The organism is Bradyrhizobium sp. SZCCHNR1051 (genome assembly GCF_032489615.1).
Classification (GTDB): Bacteria; Pseudomonadota; Alphaproteobacteria; order Rhizobiales; family Xanthobacteraceae; genus Bradyrhizobium.
Genome location: NZ_JAUEYJ010000007.1, coordinates 78,977 through 95,473, shown reverse-complemented (window position 1 = coordinate 95,473; position 16,497 = coordinate 78,977). Strand labels below are relative to the sequence as shown.

At 66.2% G+C, this 16,497-nt stretch carries 16 protein-coding genes; 12 read left to right on the top strand and 4 right to left on the bottom strand.

The window, feature by feature from the left end:
* Nucleotides 1-42 precede the first annotated feature (42 nt).
* Nucleotides 43-492, top strand: a complete 450-nt coding sequence (locus QW868_RS10415) for a cytochrome c (protein WP_315738876.1) — start codon at nucleotides 43-45, stop codon at nucleotides 490-492.
* 167 nt (nucleotides 493-659) lie between these two features.
* Nucleotides 660-1,580 (top strand): cytochrome c, encoded by a 921-nt coding sequence (locus QW868_RS10410; RefSeq protein WP_316230493.1) that lies wholly within the window; start codon nucleotides 660-662, stop codon nucleotides 1,578-1,580.
* Between the two features lie 26 nt (nucleotides 1,581-1,606).
* Here QW868_RS10410 and QW868_RS10405 read toward each other — a convergent pair whose 3' ends face one another.
* A complete protein-coding gene (locus QW868_RS10405) occupies nucleotides 1,607-2,767 on the bottom strand; it encodes an ABC transporter substrate-binding protein (protein WP_315738874.1) in 1,161 nt (386 codons plus the stop codon).
* A gap of 237 nt (nucleotides 2,768-3,004) precedes the next feature.
* Here QW868_RS10405 and QW868_RS10400 point away from each other — a divergent pair, with 237 nt between their 5' ends.
* A complete protein-coding gene (locus QW868_RS10400; RefSeq protein ID WP_316230492.1) occupies nucleotides 3,005-5,527 on the top strand; it encodes an EAL domain-containing protein in 2,523 nt (840 codons plus the stop codon).
* On the opposite strand, the gene QW868_RS10395 is transcribed toward QW868_RS10400, so the two are convergent.
* Together QW868_RS10395 and QW868_RS10390 are read right to left on the bottom strand one after the other, a co-directional pair.
* A complete protein-coding gene (locus QW868_RS10395; protein ID WP_316230576.1) occupies nucleotides 5,481-6,545 on the bottom strand; it encodes a helix-turn-helix domain-containing protein in 1,065 nt (354 codons plus the stop codon). The two genes, QW868_RS10400 and QW868_RS10395, sit on opposite strands and share 47 nt — an antisense overlap.
* A gap of 373 nt (nucleotides 6,546-6,918) precedes the next feature.
* Nucleotides 6,919-7,164, bottom strand: a complete 246-nt coding sequence (locus tag QW868_RS10390; protein WP_172112765.1) for an Lrp/AsnC ligand binding domain-containing protein — start codon at nucleotides 7,162-7,164, stop codon at nucleotides 6,919-6,921.
* Nucleotides 7,165-7,285: 121 nt separating this feature from the next.
* On the opposite strand from QW868_RS10390, the gene thiD reads away from it, so the two are divergent.
* The gene (gene thiD / locus QW868_RS10385; protein ID WP_316230491.1) at nucleotides 7,286-8,086 is read left to right on the top strand and encodes a bifunctional hydroxymethylpyrimidine kinase/phosphomethylpyrimidine kinase; all 801 of its coding nucleotides are present in this window, start codon (nucleotides 7,286-7,288) and stop codon (nucleotides 8,084-8,086) included.
* Nucleotides 8,087-8,092: 6 nt separating this feature from the next.
* Here thiD and QW868_RS10380 read toward each other — a convergent pair whose 3' ends face one another.
* Complete coding sequence (locus QW868_RS10380) at nucleotides 8,093-9,166, bottom strand: AraC family transcriptional regulator (RefSeq protein ID WP_316230490.1); 1,074 nt, start codon at nucleotides 9,164-9,166, stop codon at nucleotides 8,093-8,095.
* Between the two features lie 139 nt (nucleotides 9,167-9,305).
* Between QW868_RS10380 and QW868_RS10375 the strand changes: the two genes are divergently transcribed.
* From QW868_RS10375 to QW868_RS10340, 8 genes are read left to right on the top strand one after another with little or no spacing between them, the layout of a single operon-like run.
* Complete coding sequence (locus QW868_RS10375) at nucleotides 9,306-10,130, top strand: alpha/beta hydrolase (RefSeq protein ID WP_316230489.1); 825 nt, start codon at nucleotides 9,306-9,308, stop codon at nucleotides 10,128-10,130.
* Nucleotides 10,131-10,177: 47 nt separating this feature from the next.
* Nucleotides 10,178-10,822 (top strand): hydrolase, encoded by a 645-nt coding sequence (locus tag QW868_RS10370; protein WP_315712755.1) that lies wholly within the window; start codon nucleotides 10,178-10,180, stop codon nucleotides 10,820-10,822.
* A gap of 14 nt (nucleotides 10,823-10,836) precedes the next feature.
* Entirely contained in the window at nucleotides 10,837-11,124 is a 288-nt protein-coding gene (locus QW868_RS10365; protein WP_315738868.1) for a XapX domain-containing protein, read from the top strand.
* Nucleotides 11,121-12,998, top strand: a complete 1,878-nt coding sequence (locus QW868_RS10360; protein WP_316230488.1) for an amidohydrolase — start codon at nucleotides 11,121-11,123, stop codon at nucleotides 12,996-12,998. Before QW868_RS10365 ends, QW868_RS10360 begins: the two co-directional genes overlap by 4 nt.
* Nucleotide 12,999: 1 nt before the next feature.
* Nucleotides 13,000-13,425: a DoxX family protein gene (locus QW868_RS10355; protein ID WP_315738866.1), complete on the top strand. Its 426-nt coding sequence runs from the start codon at nucleotides 13,000-13,002 to the stop codon at nucleotides 13,423-13,425.
* 26 nt (nucleotides 13,426-13,451) lie between these two features.
* On the top strand, nucleotides 13,452-14,342 hold the full coding sequence (locus tag QW868_RS10350) for a glyoxalase (protein WP_316230487.1): 891 nt from the start codon (nucleotides 13,452-13,454) through the stop codon (nucleotides 14,340-14,342).
* A gap of 30 nt (nucleotides 14,343-14,372) precedes the next feature.
* Nucleotides 14,373-15,776: an alginate export family protein gene (locus QW868_RS10345; protein WP_316230486.1), complete on the top strand. Its 1,404-nt coding sequence runs from the start codon at nucleotides 14,373-14,375 to the stop codon at nucleotides 15,774-15,776.
* A 21-nt stretch (nucleotides 15,777-15,797) separates the two neighbouring features.
* Complete coding sequence (locus QW868_RS10340) at nucleotides 15,798-16,490, top strand: YoaK family protein (protein WP_315738863.1); 693 nt, start codon at nucleotides 15,798-15,800, stop codon at nucleotides 16,488-16,490.
* Nucleotides 16,491-16,497: the final 7 nt, after the last annotated feature.

The following is a 16,497-nucleotide window of genomic DNA, read 5'->3' as shown; positions in this document are numbered from 1 at the left end:
CAGGTGGGCTGGACGGGATTGTGACAACAAAGGAGCGAATTGATGAAGCGGACTGTCGTGGCTGTCGCAGCTTTGCTGCTAGGGGCGGGCGCCGTGATGGCACAGCAGGATCTGGTCAAGCATAGCCAGGACACGATGAAGGCCAACGCCAAGAACCTCGGCGGTGTTCTCATCGCCATGGTGAAGGGCGAGAAGCCGTACGACCAGGCCGCGGTCAATGCCGCTCTGGCGCAGCTCGACGAGACGGCCAAGAAGCTGCCGACGATGTATCCCGCCAGCGTCAAGGGCGCGAAGTTCGAGGGCGACTACAGCCCGTCGCCGAAGATCTGGGAAGACCATGCCGGCTTCAAGACCAAGATCGACAGCTTCGCCAAGGTGGTCACTGAGGCCAAGGCCAAGATCAAGGATCTCGACAGCCTGAAGGCGACCGCGCCGGCGATCGGCAAGGAGTGCGGCGGTTGCCACGAGACCTTCCGGCTCAAGGCCAGCTGACCTGATGTGATCTCATGCGAGGGGCGAACGCGTGCTGCGCGTTCGCCCCGTTTGTTTGTGCGCCTGTTTTGTTTGTGCGCCCGAGCGTCCTGTCGTATCGATCGCCGCCGACGCCTTGGAGCTTGCGGCGAAAACCACGACATCCTCCCCGCCGTGACGGAGCGACCATGTTGCGACGCCTTCTGCTTGCTGTCTGTGTGCTCGGTGCCGCGGGCCTTGCGGTATTCTGGTGGCTGACGAGCCCGTCGACCGTGGTGCTCGCGGCGGCGACACGGGCGCCTGATCTCGCCAATGGCCAGGAGATGTTCAACATTGGCGGCTGCGCGTCATGCCATGCCGTCCCGAACCAGCCGGATCGACTGAAGCTCGGCGGCGGGCTGCCGCTGACCTCGCCGTTCGGCACGTTCTACGCGCCCAACATCTCGCCCGATCCCACTGACGGCATTGGGCGCTGGAGCGAGGCCGAGTTCGTCAATGCGGTGGTGAGGGGTGTGTCGCCGGGCGGCAGCCACTACTACCCGGCGTTTCCCTATGCCTCCTACGCGGCCGCGAAGATCGACGACGTCCGCGATCTCTTCGCCTACATGAAGACGCTGCCGCCGGTCGCCGGGGCCTCGCGCGCGCACGACATGCCATTCCCGTTCAACATCCGCCGCACCGTCGGGGTCTGGAAGCTCTTGTTCTTCGGCGACAAGCCCTTTGCCGCCAACGCCACGCGTCCGGCGGAGTGGAATCGCGGCGCCTATCTGGTCAATACCTTCGGCCATTGCGCCGAATGCCACAGTCCGCGCAATGCGCTCGGCGGCATCGTCTCGGCGCAGCGTCTGGCGGGTGGGCCCGATCCGGAAGGTCAGGGCTTCGTGCCGAACATCACCCAGAACGGCCTGTCGGACTGGAGCGAGAGCGACATCAGCTATTTCCTCGAGACCGGACAACTGCCCGACGGCGACAGCGCCGGCGGCTCGATGGCGCGGGTGATCCGCAACACCTCGCAGCTCACGCCCGAGGATCGCAAGGCGATGGCGGTCTATCTGAAATCGCTGCCGCCGGTCGAAGGCCCGCCGAAGCCGAAGAAGCCCGCGGGCTGATCAGTTCGGCCGGCGCGCAACGCGGATCAGATCGGCTTGAAGCTGCCGTCGCTCTGGATCACCGTCAGCGACACCGGCGGTGGATTCTCCTTGCGCGCGTTGCCGAAGCTGACCACCAGCCCGCCGATGTCGAACTGGCCGACCTCGTTGATGATGCGCAGCAGCTCGGCGCGGGTCGGGTTAGGCCCGGTCATCGCCAGGGCGCGGGCCACCAGGCGGCCAGTGATGTAGCCCTCGAGCCCGATGAAGTCCGGCGTCTGGCTCGGATCGAGCGTCTTCATCGCGGCCTGATAGTCGGCGACGATGCGGAGGTCGGTGTCCCACGGAAACGGTACCACCTCGGAGACGATGACGCCGCGGCCTTCCGGGCCGAGCTCCTTGGCGAGCGCGTTGCCGCCGACGAAGGAGACCGCCGTGAAGGTCGGGTTGAAGCCGCTGCGATGCGCCATCTTGATGAACTCGGCGCACGGGCCGTAGGTGCCGACCAGGATCACCGCTTCCGGCTCCGCGCGCCGGATGACCTTGAGCGCCGCGCCGACCGCGCGCGTGTTGCGCTCGAACGTGCCTTCGGCCGCGAGCTCGAGGCCGCGGCGATCGAGATGTGTCTTCACGCCGGCCAGCACGTCGCGGCCGAACGCGTCATCCTGATAGAAGATCGCGATCCGGGTCAGGTGAAGCTCTTCGGTGAGGTACTTGATCGAGGCTTCCGCCTCGGCCGCGTAGCTCGCGCGGATGTTCACGATGTTCTGGAATTCGGGCGCCCGCAGGAATTCGGCGCCCGAGATCGGCCCGATGAAGGGGACGTCGTTCGACGCCGCGATCGGCGCGGTGGCCATCGCGGTCGGCGTGCCGACGGCGCCGATCAGCGCGAACACCTTATCCTCGTAGATCAGCTTGATGGTCTCGACCACCGAACGATCGGGATCGTAGCCGTCGTTGCGGCTCGCCAGCTTGAGCCTGCGTCCGTAGACGCCGCCCTTGGCGTTGAGCTCGTTGAAGGCCGCCAGCAGTCCCTGGCGCGCCGCCTGGCCCAGCGCGGCCGACGGGCCTTCCAGCGCCGCCACCTGGCCGAACATGATGGAGTCGTTGGTGACGCCGAGCTCGTCGGCGCGCGCAGGCCCGGGCGGGAGCACGCCGGCGATCAGGATGAGAACGATGGAGATCCGAAGGCTTGAAAACCAGTTCATTGCGATCTTCGATGCACGGGTACGCTGGATGACAACTCAGTCTAGGCGTGTTGAATGAAGACCTCGCTAAGGACGTAGCCCGCGCTTGATCGCGTTTTGGGCGGCCCTCAACAGTCAGCCGTTAACCAAGCCCCGGTTTCTGGTACTCCACAACGGATCATCTTTGACCGTCCTTAACTTACCGCGGCCAGCATCGGCCGCATCGTGGTGAGGGGCAGCCGTTTGGCGGGGGCCATATTGCAGGTTGAAGAGTACAGCGCACCGACGCTGCCGGAAAAGGATGATGCTCGCAGCGGTAGCGGGCGGGAGAGGCTGCGCGCGTCGTTATCGCGATACCGCCTTTATCGCCCTGCGATCATCGCGGCATGCGTCGGCGTCGTGCTGTCGGTCGTCGGGACGGTTGCCGTGGGACGCTGGGAAAACCGGCTGGCGCGCACCGATTTCGAAGGCGTGGCCGAAGCCCAGGCGATTCTGGTCCAGAACGGCGTCAACGAATATGTCAGCCGGCTGACCGCGCTGCGCACCCGCTTCGAATCCGCCAACGACGACATTACCCGCAGCGAGTACCAGACCTTCAGCGCGCGCCTGTTCGAGGCGCATCGCGGCATGCTCCGCCTGGCCTGGCTGCCGCGGATCAAGCGCAAGGAGCGCGGCGAATACGAGGCGGCGGCGATCACCGATGGCGTTCCCGCCTTTCGCATCAAGTCCTATCCCGACGGCACGGTGGCGCCGGAGAGCGACGAATACTATCCAGTCTACTTCTCCACCGAGGCGAAGACCTCGCCGGTCTACGGCCTCGATTATTGGAGCATTCCCGACCATCGCGCCGTGCTGGAGCAGTCGCGCGACTACGACGTGATCGGCGCGTTGCGCACGCGTCAGAACCTGATCAATCAGAACGAGCGCAACAACGCCGTGATGATCGGCATCCCCGTCTACGCCAAGGGGACGTCGCGCACGACGGTCGCCGACCGCCGGCGCAATCTCAGCGGCTTCATCATCGGTGTGTTCGACCTGCCGACGCTGCTGCAGTCGGTGCGCGCGAACAATCCCAACAGTCCGGCGCTTGCGATCAACCTTCTGCCGCCCGAACGCGTGATCAACGCCTCCGGCGTGGACCCGCAGCGCTGGCCCGCGGACCCCAGCATCTGGTCGACGACCTTGCGCATCGGCGATGCCGACTGGGTGTTCCAGGCGGCGCCCGCCGGCGGCAGCCTGATGGCGAGCCACAACCGCGCGCTGGCGCTGTATGCGGCCGGCATGGCGACGACGATCTTCCTCGCCGTGTATCTCGCGCTGTCGAGCCGCAACGCCCTGCAGCTCGCGCTCGCCAATCGCCGCGTGCTCGAGCTGGCGCAGACCGACGCGCTGACGGGCCTCGCGAACCGCGCCTTCTTCCTCGAGGAGATGGAGCGCATCAACGACGAGAAGAACGGCCGCTTCACCGTTTTCCTGCTCGACCTCGACCGTTTCAAGAACGTCAACGATTCACTCGGTCATGGCGCCGGCGATGAGCTGCTGGTGCAGGTCGCGCAGCGGCTGAGATCGCAACTGCGCGACGAGGACGTGCTGGCCCGGCTCGGCGGCGACGAGTTCGCCCTGATCCAGGCCGGATCCGCCGACCAGCGCGCCGCCGCGATCGAGCTTGCGCAGCGCATCACCAAGCTGATCGCCGAGCCGTTCCAGCTCGCCGGGCAACGGGTCGAGATCGGCACCAGCATCGGCATCTCGCTCGCGCCCCAGCACGGCCGCGACCAGGAGCACCTGCTCAAGAAGGCCGATCTCGCGCTCTACCGCTCGAAATCCGCCGGCCGCAGCTGCTACACGCTCTACGACGATGCGATGTCGGCCGAGCTCGAGGCGCGCAACACGCTCGAGGGCGATCTGCGCGACGCCATCGCGCAGTGCCAGTTCGAGGTGCACTATCAGCCGTTCTACGACGCCGAGACGCGCGAGCGCCGCGGTGTCGAGGCGCTGGTGCGCTGGCGTCATCCGGTCAAGGGCCTGGTGCCGCCCGACAAGTTCATCCCGCTTGCGGAATCGACCGGCCTGATCGTGCCGCTCGGCGAATGGATCATCGGGCGCGCCTGCGACGACGCCACCGCATGGCCCGACGACGTCAAGATCGCCGTCAATCTGTCGCCCGTCCAGTTCAAGCAGGCGGAGCTGTTCGACGTCATCCAGTCGGCGCTCGCGCGGTCGGGCCTCGATCCGAAACGCCTGGAGATCGAGATCACCGAGTCGGTGCTGCTGGAGCGAGCGGCCGAGAACGAGAGCTTCATCGACAGGCTGAAGGGCCTCGGCATCTCGCTGGCGCTCGACGATTTCGGCACCGGCTATTCGTCGCTGCGCTCGCTGACGGCGTTCCCGTTCAACAAGATCAAGATCGACAAGTCCTTCGTCGCCAATCTGAGCGTGCGCGACGAAAGTGCCGCCGTCATCTCGTCGGTCGTGACGCTGGCGCGGGGGCTTGGCATCCAGATCACCGCCGAAGGCGTCGAGACCGAAGAGCAGCTGGTGCAACTGCGCTCGCTCGGCGTCAACTTCGCGCAGGGCTATCTGCTGGGCCGGCCGATGCCGGTCGAGCAGCTCGAGCAGCATCTGGAGATCGCGCGCGCTGCGTCCGAGGCCGACGAGCCGCAGCTGGCCGAAGACGCATCTGAGGACGGCGCATCCGAGGACGACGATCCGCACTCGGCGGCCGTCGTCGCGCTCATTCCCCGGTCCGGGGCGCTGCTATCCCTCGCATCCAACGGCTGAGCGGCGAGGCGGCTTCGGCGTCCGCGTCGACCGACAGGCGTGGCGAGCCCAGCATGGCGGCCTCGCGGGCGGCGCTCGGCGTGATGCCGTAGGCGGACTTGAACAGCCGCGTGAAATGCGCATCGGTACCGAGCTGCCAGCGCCGCGCGACCTCGCTGATGCGCAACGCCCGCGATCCGGTTCCCGCGAGATCGAAGAACGCACGGTGCAGTCGGCGGCGGCGGATGTAGTCGGCGATGCCGCCGATCGGCGAGAACAGGCGGTAGAGCGAAGCGCGCGACAGACCGAAATGCAGCGCCACCGCGTCTGCGCTGAGCTCTGGGCTCGACAGTTGCGATTCGATGTATTTGCGGATGCGGAGCAGCGACACGTCTGCGGTCACGCTGCGGTCGGCATCGCGGCGTTCGAGCTCGCCGCGCAGGCACGCCGAGATCAGCGCGATCGTGCCCTCGACCGCGGCCTGGCACTCGTCGAAACTCATGCGCGGCGCATAGTCGAGCAGTGCGCCGAAATGCCGCGCCAACAGCGGCGCCAGCGCGCCGCTGCGCGGCAGCACCAGGCCGTGCAGGTCGTCGACCTGCAGCAGGCGCGCATCGAACATCGGACGCGGCACCACCAACGTGACGTTCTCGAACGGGGTCGCGCGCGTTTCGAGTGTCTGGGCGAGATCGAGCACGCAGAGGTCGCCTGCCTCGACCCGGATCGGCGAGGCGCCAGCGACGCCCTCATAGCTGCCGTTCACGTAGAGCTGCAGGATGATGTGATCCACGCCGCTGCGGGCAACGGTCTCGGCCGATCGCCGGAACCGCTGGCCGCTCGCACGGGCCGATCCGAGCAGGACGGAGCCAAGCGCGTAGGACAGGACGTCCGCCCGGAACGGAGCGGCCTCGCCGGCCGCGAGCTCGTCGACCTCGAAGAACGTCGACGTGGCCTCACGCCACGCGGCAATGTTGGTCTCTGTGTCCATCTGCTCGGCGGAAAAGCCATAGCTCGGCAGCAGGGACGAAACGGCTTTGATCTCACTCTTCACACGGCGCCGCAGTCATTCTTGAGTTTTCGTCTCAACTTCTTGATCGACCGTATCGGATCGGTCGCCCGCCTTGACCCGATGCTCCGCGCACCGGTTATAGACGCCTATCGCCAAGTTGCCCGAAAGGAAAGCCGGGCCGTTCGACGGTCCCCCCATGACCCCTCGCGATCGAAAGGTCCGGCTTTTCAGCCTGCTGACACGCACTGGCGGACACGGCCCTCCGGCCGCCCACCGTCTTTCATGACGAAACCATGCTTGACCCATTTTCAGGACCTCGGCGCCCGTCGGTCACGACGGGCGCCTTTGTCGTGAGGCAGGTGGCCGACGGGCAGGCCGTCCCCGGGCTTGGACGAGCTCGTCGCTAGGTGGCGCCGAAGGCCTTGAACGTGATGATGGTGTGGGTGTCCTGAATGCCCGGCAGCACCTGGACCTTCTCGTTCACGAAGTGGCCGATGTCGGTGGCATTGTCGACGTAGAACTTCACCAGCAGGTCATAATTTCCCGCCGTCGAGTAGATCTCGGAGGCGATCTCGGCTTCCGCCAGCGCATTGGCGACCGTGTAGGACTGGCCAAGCTTGCACTTGATCTGGACGAAGAAGGGAACCATTGCGGGCTGTCTCCGGAAGGCATCTTTCGCCTCAATATAGCGTTTTCCGGCGAAGTCGATACGCTTTCTCCGGTGGCCGGGCCTGCTTGCCGGGCGCGGCCGGCCCGCGCTAGGAAGGGGCATGAGCACCCCCGTCGCACTCACCATCGCCGGTTCGGATTCCTCCGGGGGAGCCGGCATCCAGGCCGACCTGAAGACCTTTGCGGCGCTGGCCGTCTATGGCGCGTCGGTGCTGACGGCGCTGACCGCCCAGAACACCAAGGGCGTGACCGGGGTGCACCTGGTGCCCCCCGATTTCGTTACCGCGCAGATCGATGCGGTGTTCGATGACCTCGCCGTCGGCGCGGTCAAGATCGGCATGGTGGCGCAGGCGCCGATTGCCGACGCCATTGCCGCAAGCCTTGCGCGCTGGACGCCGTCACATGTGGTGCTCGATCCGGTGATGGTGGCGACGTCGGGTGCCCGGCTGTTGCCGGAGGATGCGATCGACGCGCTGCGCCGCGGGCTGATCCCGCGGGCGTCGCTGATCACGCCGAACCTGCCCGAGGCGGCCGCGCTGCTGGACGAGCCGGTCGCGACCTCGGACGAGACGATCGCGGCGCAAGGCCGCCGGCTGCTCGCGCTCGGCTGTCCGGCCGTGCTGATCAAGGGCGGCCACGGGCAGGGCACGGACAGCACCGACTATCTGATCACCGCGGATGGCTGCATCGCATTGGCGTCACCGCGCGTTGCGACGAAGAATACCCACGGCACGGGGTGTTCGCTGTCGTCGGCCGTGGCCGCAGGGCTGGCGAAGGGCGAGAGCCTCGAGGCGGCCGTGCGCAATGCCAAGGCCTTCATCTCCGGTGCCATCGCGGCGGCCGATCGCTTCGCCGTCGGGCATGGCCACGGCCCGGTGCATCATCTGTACCGGTTCTACTGATTGAGATCACCCGATGCTGGTTCGAGCCGTGCGCATCAGCCGCGCGGCGGCGATCTCCTGCTGATGTCCCCCCATCACGCGGGCGCGATATTCGCCTGGTGATTCGCCGAACCAGCGATTGGATGCGCGGAAGAAGGTGCTCTGGTCGGCATAGCCGAGCAGATAGCCGATGTCGGTGAGCGTCATGCGAAAATCGGCGAGATGGCGCTGGGCGAGCTCGCGCCTGACATCATCGACGAGATCACTGAAGGAGAGGCCTTCATCGGCGAGCCGGCGCTGGAAGGTGCGATCGCTCAAGCCGAGCTCGGCGGCAATGGCCGAGCGCAACGGGCTGCCGTCGGGCAGCAGCTTGGCAATCGCGGTGCGGGCGCGGTACGCGGTGTCGGCCGTGACCAGCCGCTCCAGCGCCTCGCCGGCGATGCGATCGTGGATCGCGGCGAGCTCGGGGGCCGAGGTGGTCAGCTTGCAGGCGAGATCCTGATCCGATACCAGAAAGCCGTTGAACGGTGCATCGAATTCAAGCGGGGACTGGAACGCCCTGTTGTAGCACGCGATCGACAGCGGCACTGGATGCGAGAAGCGCGTGGCGAGCGGCGTCAAGCGACGGTCCAGCATCCACCGGCATAGATTGAGCAGATTGACGACGCCGTAGTCATAGCGCTGCCGCGGAATCGGGCATTCACCGCCGAACACGTCGGTCCGCACCCAGCGGCCGCCATTGCCGTGCTCGAGCGTGATGGTCACCGCGTCGCTCACCAGGCACATGTAGCGGATCAGTCGCGTCAGCCCGGCGAGAAGCGTGGGGCTCGACATCATGGCGTAGCCGGCGACGCCATAATTGTCAGGTCGCGGCGCATCGAGCTTTGCCAGCCCGATGTCCGGATTGCCCGAACGCTCGGCCGCCAGCACCCACAACCGGCTCAGTGCCTCGGTCGGCCAGCGGCGATCGCAATCGTCGAGATCGTCGATCGACAGGCCGACCTCGGCGAACAGCGCGGCCGCATCCAGACCTTGCTCGTTCAGTGTCGTCGCGACGCCGCGCATCCAGGACGACGATGTGGTTCGAATCTGCTGAGCCATCCCTTGGCCTTCTGGAGCCAGTGCTTTGGCCTCCTCGGGTCATTGTGCAGATGCACATGAGATTGCATAGCACCGGGCATTGGCGATCGCGACACGAAATTCGTTGTGCGACCGCATGGCTGGCGCGCAGGAGAAAATCATGCCCGTTCTGAAAACCAATGACGGCACAGAGATTTACTACAAGGATTGGGGCTCCGGCCAGCCGATCGTGTTCAGCCATGGCTGGCCGCTGTCAGCGGATGATTGGGATGCGCAGATGCTGTTTTTCCTCAATCACGGCTTTCGCGTCGTCGCCCATGACCGCCGCGGCCATGGCCGCTCGGCCCAGGTCGCCGACGGCCACGACATGGACCATTATGCCGACGATCTCGCGGCATTGACCGCGCATCTCGATCTCAAGAGCGCGATCCATGTCGGCCATTCGACCGGTGGTGGCGAGGTCGTGCATTATCTGGCGCGTCACGGCGAAAGCCGCGCGGCCAAGGCGGCGATCATCGCTGCCGTGCCGCCTCTGATGGTCCAGACCGCGGCCAATCCGGGCGGACTGCCGAAGTCCGTGTTCGACGACTTCCAGACCCAGGTCGCCACGCGCCGCGCGGAGTTCTATCGCGACGTCGCCGCTGGGCCGTTCTACGGCTACAACAAGCCCGGCGCCAAGCCGTCCGAGGCCGTGATCCAGAACTGGTGGCGCCAGGGCATGATGGGCAGCGCCAAGGCGCACTACGACGGCGTCGTCGCATTCTCGCAGACCGACTTCACCGAGAATCTCAAGAAGATCACGCTGCCCGTGCTGGTCATGCACAGCGAGGACGACCAGATCGTGCCTTACGCGGATTCCGCGCCGCTGTCGGCCAAGCTCCTGAAGAACGGCACTCTGAAGACCTACAAGGGCTTTCCGCACGGCATGCCGACCACGGAGGCCGCGACCATCAACGCTGACCTCTTGGCCTTCATCAAGGGCTGACGCCCTCGCGCGTCCTTCCGCATCACAAATCTGTCACGGAGATTCTCATGTCGAAGCTCGAAATGCTGACCCCGCAGAACTGCGCGGTCGCGCTGATCGACTATCAGCCCGCGATGTATCAAGGCGTGCAGTCGCACGATCGCCTCGGCGTCTTCAACAACATCCAGATCGTCGCCAAGGCGGCCAAGCTGTTCAAGATCCCGACCGTGCTCACCACGGTCGCCAAGGACTCGTTCTCCGGTCCCTTCATGCCGGAGGTGACCGAGCTGTTTCCGGAGCACGACATCGTTGACCGCACGGCGATGAACTCCTGGCTCGATGCCGGCTTCCGCAAGCAGGTCGCCGCGACCGGCCGCAAGAAGTTCATCATCGCGGGACTCTGGACCGAGGCCTGTGTGCTGTTCCCGACGCTCGACATGCTGCGCGAAGGCTATGAGATCTACATCCCGGCCGATGCCTGCGGCGACCTGTCGCTCGAAGCGCACAACCGGGCGATGGACCGTGCGGTGCAGGCCGGCGCGGTGCCGATCACCTCGTGCCAGTTCGCCTTCGAGCTGCAGCAGGACTGGGCGCGTGCCGAGACCTATGACGGCATGATGGAGATCCTGAAGGCGCATTCGCCCTACGGCATCCAGATCCGCTTCTCCAAATGGGCGCTTGGAGAGCACGCCTCGGAGGGCGGGGCCAAGTAGTCCCGGGACGAACGATGAAGATCTATCTGTTTTCGCTCGGGGCAGGGCTGCTGGTCGGCGTGATCTACAGCCTGCTTCAGGTCCGCTCGCCGGCGCCGCCGCTGGTGGCGCTGGTCGGCCTGCTCGGCATCCTCGTCGGAGAGCAGGTGATCCCCGTGGGCAAGCAGCTCCTGAACGGCACCACGCTTGCTGCCGCGTGGCAGAAGGCGGCCTGCGCCACGCACATCTTCGGCCTGCTGCCCGGCCACCACGGCCGGGCAGAGACGACCAATTCTACCGCGCAGAATGAGAAGGCCTCATGACCGATTACCCCGATCTCATCCTCCATCGCGGCCTGTTCACGACGCTCGATCGGTCCAATCCCACGGCGAGCGCGGTGGCGATCAAGGGCGGCGCCTTCACCGCGGTCGGCCACGAGCAGGACGTGATGAAGCTCGCCGGTCCCCGAACGAAGATCATCGATCTCAAGGGCCGGCGCGCGCTGCCGGGCCTGATCGACAATCACCTGCACATCATCCGCGGCGGTCTCAACTTCAACATGGAGCTGCGCTGGGACGGCGTGCGGTCGCTCGCTGACGCAATGGCGATGCTGAAGGCGCAGGTCGCGATCACGCCGCCGCCGCAATGGGTGCGCGTGGTCGGTGGCTTCACCGAGCACCAGTTCGCCGAGAAGCGGCTGCCGACCATCGATGAGCTCAACGCGGTCGCGCCGGACACGCCGGTGTTCCTGCTGCATCTGTATGATCGCGCCATTCTCAACGGCGCCGCGCTACGCGCCGTCGGCTACGACAAGGACACGCCAGAGCCGCCCGGCGGCGAGATCGCGCGCGATGTCCAGGGCAATCCGACCGGATTGCTGCTCGCGAAGCCGAACGCCGCGATCCTCTATGCGACGCTCGCAAAGGGCCCCAAGCTGCCGTTCGACTATCAGCTCAACTCCACGCGCCATTTCATGCGCGAGCTGAATCGGCTCGGCGTCACCGGCGCCATCGATGCCGGCGGCGGCTTCCAGAACTATCCGGACGACTATGCCGTGATCCAGAAGCTCGCCGATGACGGCCAGCTCACGATCCGGCTCGCCTACAATCTGTTCACGCAGAAGCCGAAGGGCGAGAAGGACGACTTCCTGCGTTGGACGCAGAGCTCGTCCTACAAGCAGGGCAACGACTATTTCCGCCACAACGGCGCCGGCGAGATGCTGGTGTTCTCTGCCGCGGATTTCGAGGATTTTCGCGTACCGCGGCCGGACATGCCGGCCGAGATGGAAGGCGAGCTCGAGGAGGTCGTGCGCATCCTGGTCCAGAACAGGTGGCCGTGGCGGCTGCACGCGACCTATGACGAGACCATCTCGCGCGCGCTCGACGTGTTCGAGAAGGTGAATCAGGATACCCCGCTCGACGGGCTGCACTGGTTCTTCGATCATGCCGAGACCATCTCGGACCAGTCGATCGACCGTATCGCCGCGCTCGGCGGTGGCATCGCCGTGCAGCACCGCATGGCCTATCAGGGCGAGTATTTCGTCGAGCGCTACGGCTTTGGCGCGGCGGAGGCGACGCCACCGGTGAAGACGATGCTCGACAAGGGCGTCAAGGTCTCCGCCGGCACCGATGCGACGCGCGTCGCCTCCTACAATCCGTGGGTCTCGCTGTCCTGGCTGGTGACCGGCCGCACCGTCGGCGGCCTGCGACTGTATCCGCAGCGCAACTGCCTCGATCGCGAGACGGCGCTTCGGATGTGGACCGAGAACGTCACCTGGTTCTCCAACGAAGAAGGCAGGAAGGGCCGCATTGCGGTCGGGCAGTTCGCCGATTTGATCGTGCCGGATCGCGACTTCTTCTCCTGTGCGGAGGCCGAGATCGCCGACATCACCAGCGACCTCACCATGGTCGGTGGCCGCATCGTCTACGCAGCCGCCGCGTTCAAGCCGCTGGACGACGCGGCTCCGCCGCCGGCGATGCCGGATTGGTCGCCGGTGCGCCGCTTCGGCGGCTATGGCGCCTGGCTGGAAAAGGGCGACGATGGCACCGTCCGCGCCCAGGCGATGCAGATGTGCGGCTGCGCCAGCGCGTGCGGCATGCATGGCCACGACCACGCGCGGGCATGGTCCTCCAGCCTGCCGGTCTCCGATCTCAAGAGCTTCTGGGGCGCGCTCGGCTGCGCCTGCTGGGCGGTCTGAGATGGCGGGGATGTCCGACACGCCGCGGCCGATCGCCGCGGTGCTCGACTGGCGCTGGCTGTGGCCCGCGGCGCGGGTCGCGCTGGTTTCAGCCTATCTAATCGGCGGCGTCCAGAAGTTCATGGACTTCCCAAGCGCCATCGCTGAGCAGGCGCATTTCGGCCTGCAGCCGGCGGCGCTGTGGGCGTCGGCCGCGATCGCCGTCGAGCTGATCGGCTCGGTGCTCGTCATCGCGAACAGGTTCGTCTGGCTCGGCTCCGGCGCGCTCGGTGTGCTCACGCTCGTTGCGATGCTCACCGCCAATGATTTCTGGCACATGGCCGGCCATGAGCGCTTCATGGCGCTGAACGCCTTCTTCGAGCATCTCGGCCTGATCGCCGGCCTCGTGCTCGTCTCGATCATCTCCTGGCGCGCGCGCCGCGCTTGATCCACATCTGCTCATTCGAGGTCGTCATGGTCCGTTCCCGTCATCTGCTCGGTGCCGTCATTGCCACCACGCTGCTCGCCGCGCCCGCGCTCGCCAAGGACGCGGCGCCGCTGATCGGCATGGGCGCGCAATACGACACCACGCATGTCTATGTCGCGCCCGACGACGTCGAGAAGCTCGCTACCTCTTTCCTCGCCACCTTCGGCGGCCTGAGCACCAAGCAGGTGGTTGCGACGGTGACGCCTGCTCCGAGCAGCACGACCTCGCAGCTGCTGCAGACGCCGGTCGGGACCGTCTCGCTGTTCGGCTTCAAGACACCAATCCCGTACCCATTCGGCGCCGAGCGCACCGGTTATCTCGTCACCGATCTGGACGCGGCGATCAAGGCGGCCAGGACCGCCGGCGCCGACGTGGTGGTTGCGCCGTTTCCCGATCCGATCGGCCGTGATGCGGTGATCCAGTGGCCGGGCGGCGTCAACATGCAATTGTACTGGCACACGACGAAGCCGTCCTACGCGGCGTTCCAGACCGTTCCCGACAACCGCGTCTATGTTTCGCCCGATCGCGTCGAGGCCTTCACGCGCGCCTTCCTGCGCTTCTCCAAGGGCAAGGTCGTCTCTGACGACCCCAAGGCGCCTGGGGTCGAGATCGGTCGTCCCAACGATCACTATCGGCGCCTCCGCATCGAGTCGGTGTTCGGGCGGATGACCGTGCTCGTGACCGACGGCCATCTGCCATATCCGTTCGGGCGCGAGATGACCGGCTACGAGGTCGCCGATCTCAAGGCGACCCTCGACAAGGCGAAAGCAACAGGCGCGACCGTGCTAGTCGAGCCCTTCACCTCGGATAGGCGCGAACAGGCGGTGGTGCAGTTTCCCGGCGGCTATGTCGCGGAGATTCATGCGCCGTCGAAGTAGGGTATTGCTGCGATTCCCGAGAGGTGACGGATGGCGCGGGTCCTGAGAAAGACGGTGGTCGCGAGCGCGCTGCTCGGCGCGCTATGTGCGGCTACGTCAGCTCTCGCCGAGGACGACGCCTCACGTCCGGCGATCCGCACCAACCGCTGGCAGGAGGACTGGTCGGTGCTCGCCGATCCGGCGCTGCGCACGGCGCCATCAGATTCGATCAAGTACATCCCGCTGCAGCAGGATCATCCGCAGAGCTACGTCTCGTTCGGCATGAACCTGCGCGAGCGGTTCGAGAGCCTGGAAGCCGCGAGCTTCGGCATCGGTGGAACGAAGCCCGATCAGCATGTCCTGCAACGGCTGCAGATCCATGCCGACGCACATCTCAACGAGAACTGGCAGTTGTTCGTCCAGCTGGAGGACGACCGTGCCTTCGGCAAGGCCAAGATCACGTCCGTCGACCAGGACCCGCTCGACCTCCGGCTCGCCTTCCTCGCCTATGTCGATGCGACGGAGAAGGGCACCTTCAAGGCCCGGGTCGGGCGCCAGGATTTCGACTTCGACCTGCAGCGCTTCGTCTCGTCGCGCGACGGGCCGAACGTGCGCCAGTCCTTCGACGCGCTGTGGGCCGACTGGGAAAGCGGCCCATGGCGCTTCATCGGGTTCGTCAGCCGGCCGGTGCAATACAATCTGGTGCGCCCGTTCGACGATACGTCGAACGGATCGTTCCTGTTCCACACCTTCCGAATCGAGCGCCAGGTGCTCGGCACCAACGAGCTGTCGTCGTATTATTCCTACTATCAGCGTGACAATGCGCGCTTCCTCGACGCAGCGGGTGCCGAGCAGCGCCACGTGCTCGACATCCGCTTCGCCGGCAAGCTGGCGGGCTTCGACTGGGATCTCGAGGCGATGGGGCAGGCGGGCTCGGTCGGGACGAAGCAGATCCGCGCCTGGGGCGCCGGCGCGCGCGCCGGCTACACCTTCGCCGATTTGGCCTGGCAGCCGCGCATCGGCCTTCAGCTCGACGGCGCCTCCGGCGACCGCCATCCCGGCGACAACAGGATCGAGACCTTCAATCCGCTGTTCCCGAACGGCTATTACTTCACGCTCGCGGGCTTCACCGGCTACACCAACCTGGTCCACCTCAAGCCGTCGCTGACGGTGAAACCCGCGACCGATCTGTCGTTCATGGCGGCCATCGGCCTGCAATGGCGCGCGACGACGGCGGACGCGATCTACGTCCAGCCCAATGTCGCAGTGGTCGGCACGGCCGGGCGGGGCAGCGCATGGTCCGGCGTCTACGCGCAGCTGCGCGCCGACTATCGCTTCAGCGCCAATCTCACCGGCGCGCTGGAAGCCGTGCACTACAAGATCGGTGATGCGCTGCGCCGCGCCGGCGGCCACGATAGCGATTACATCGGCATCGAGCTGAAATACGCGCTCTAAACAACGAAGGTAGGACCACACATGTCGCAATTCGTGTCCCGCAACGTTGTGCCGCTGCTGCTCAGCGTCAATGCCGGCTATGTCGACACGGCCGGCTTCCTGGCGCTGCAGGGCCTGTTCACGGCGCACGTCACCGGCAACTTCGTGACGCTCGGCGCGGCGCTGGCGCTCGGGACCTCGGGCGCGGTCGCCAAGCTGCTGGCGCTTCCGGTGTTCTGCGTGGTCGTGATCGCGACACGCCTGACCGGCACCTTGCTGTCGCGGCGGGGGGCGCGCGCCTTCGAGATCCTTATCGCGGTCAAGCTCGTGCTGCTGATCCTCGGCGCCGCGCTCGCGGTGCATTTCGGCGCGTTCCATGATGGCGACAGCCGCGAGGCGATCATCACCGGCATGGTGCTGGTCGCGGCGATGGCGATCCAGAACGCCGTGCACCGGATCCATCTGCCGACCGCGCCGCCCTCGACCCTGATGACCGGCACCACGACGCAGGTGATGATCGATCTCGCCGACAGGATCTATGTCGGTGACAAGGGCCAGGCGCCGCCGCCCGCGCGGCTCATGCAGATGGCCATCAACGTGCTCGCCTTTGCGCTCGGCTGCGGCGGCGCCGCGCTGCTGTTCGTGCGCCTGGGCAGCTGGTGCTTCGTCGTGCCACCGGTCGTTGCCGCGCTGGCTCTCGTCGTGCGTCTCGCCGGGCCGGAGCCGGCGCGCTGAGGACGCT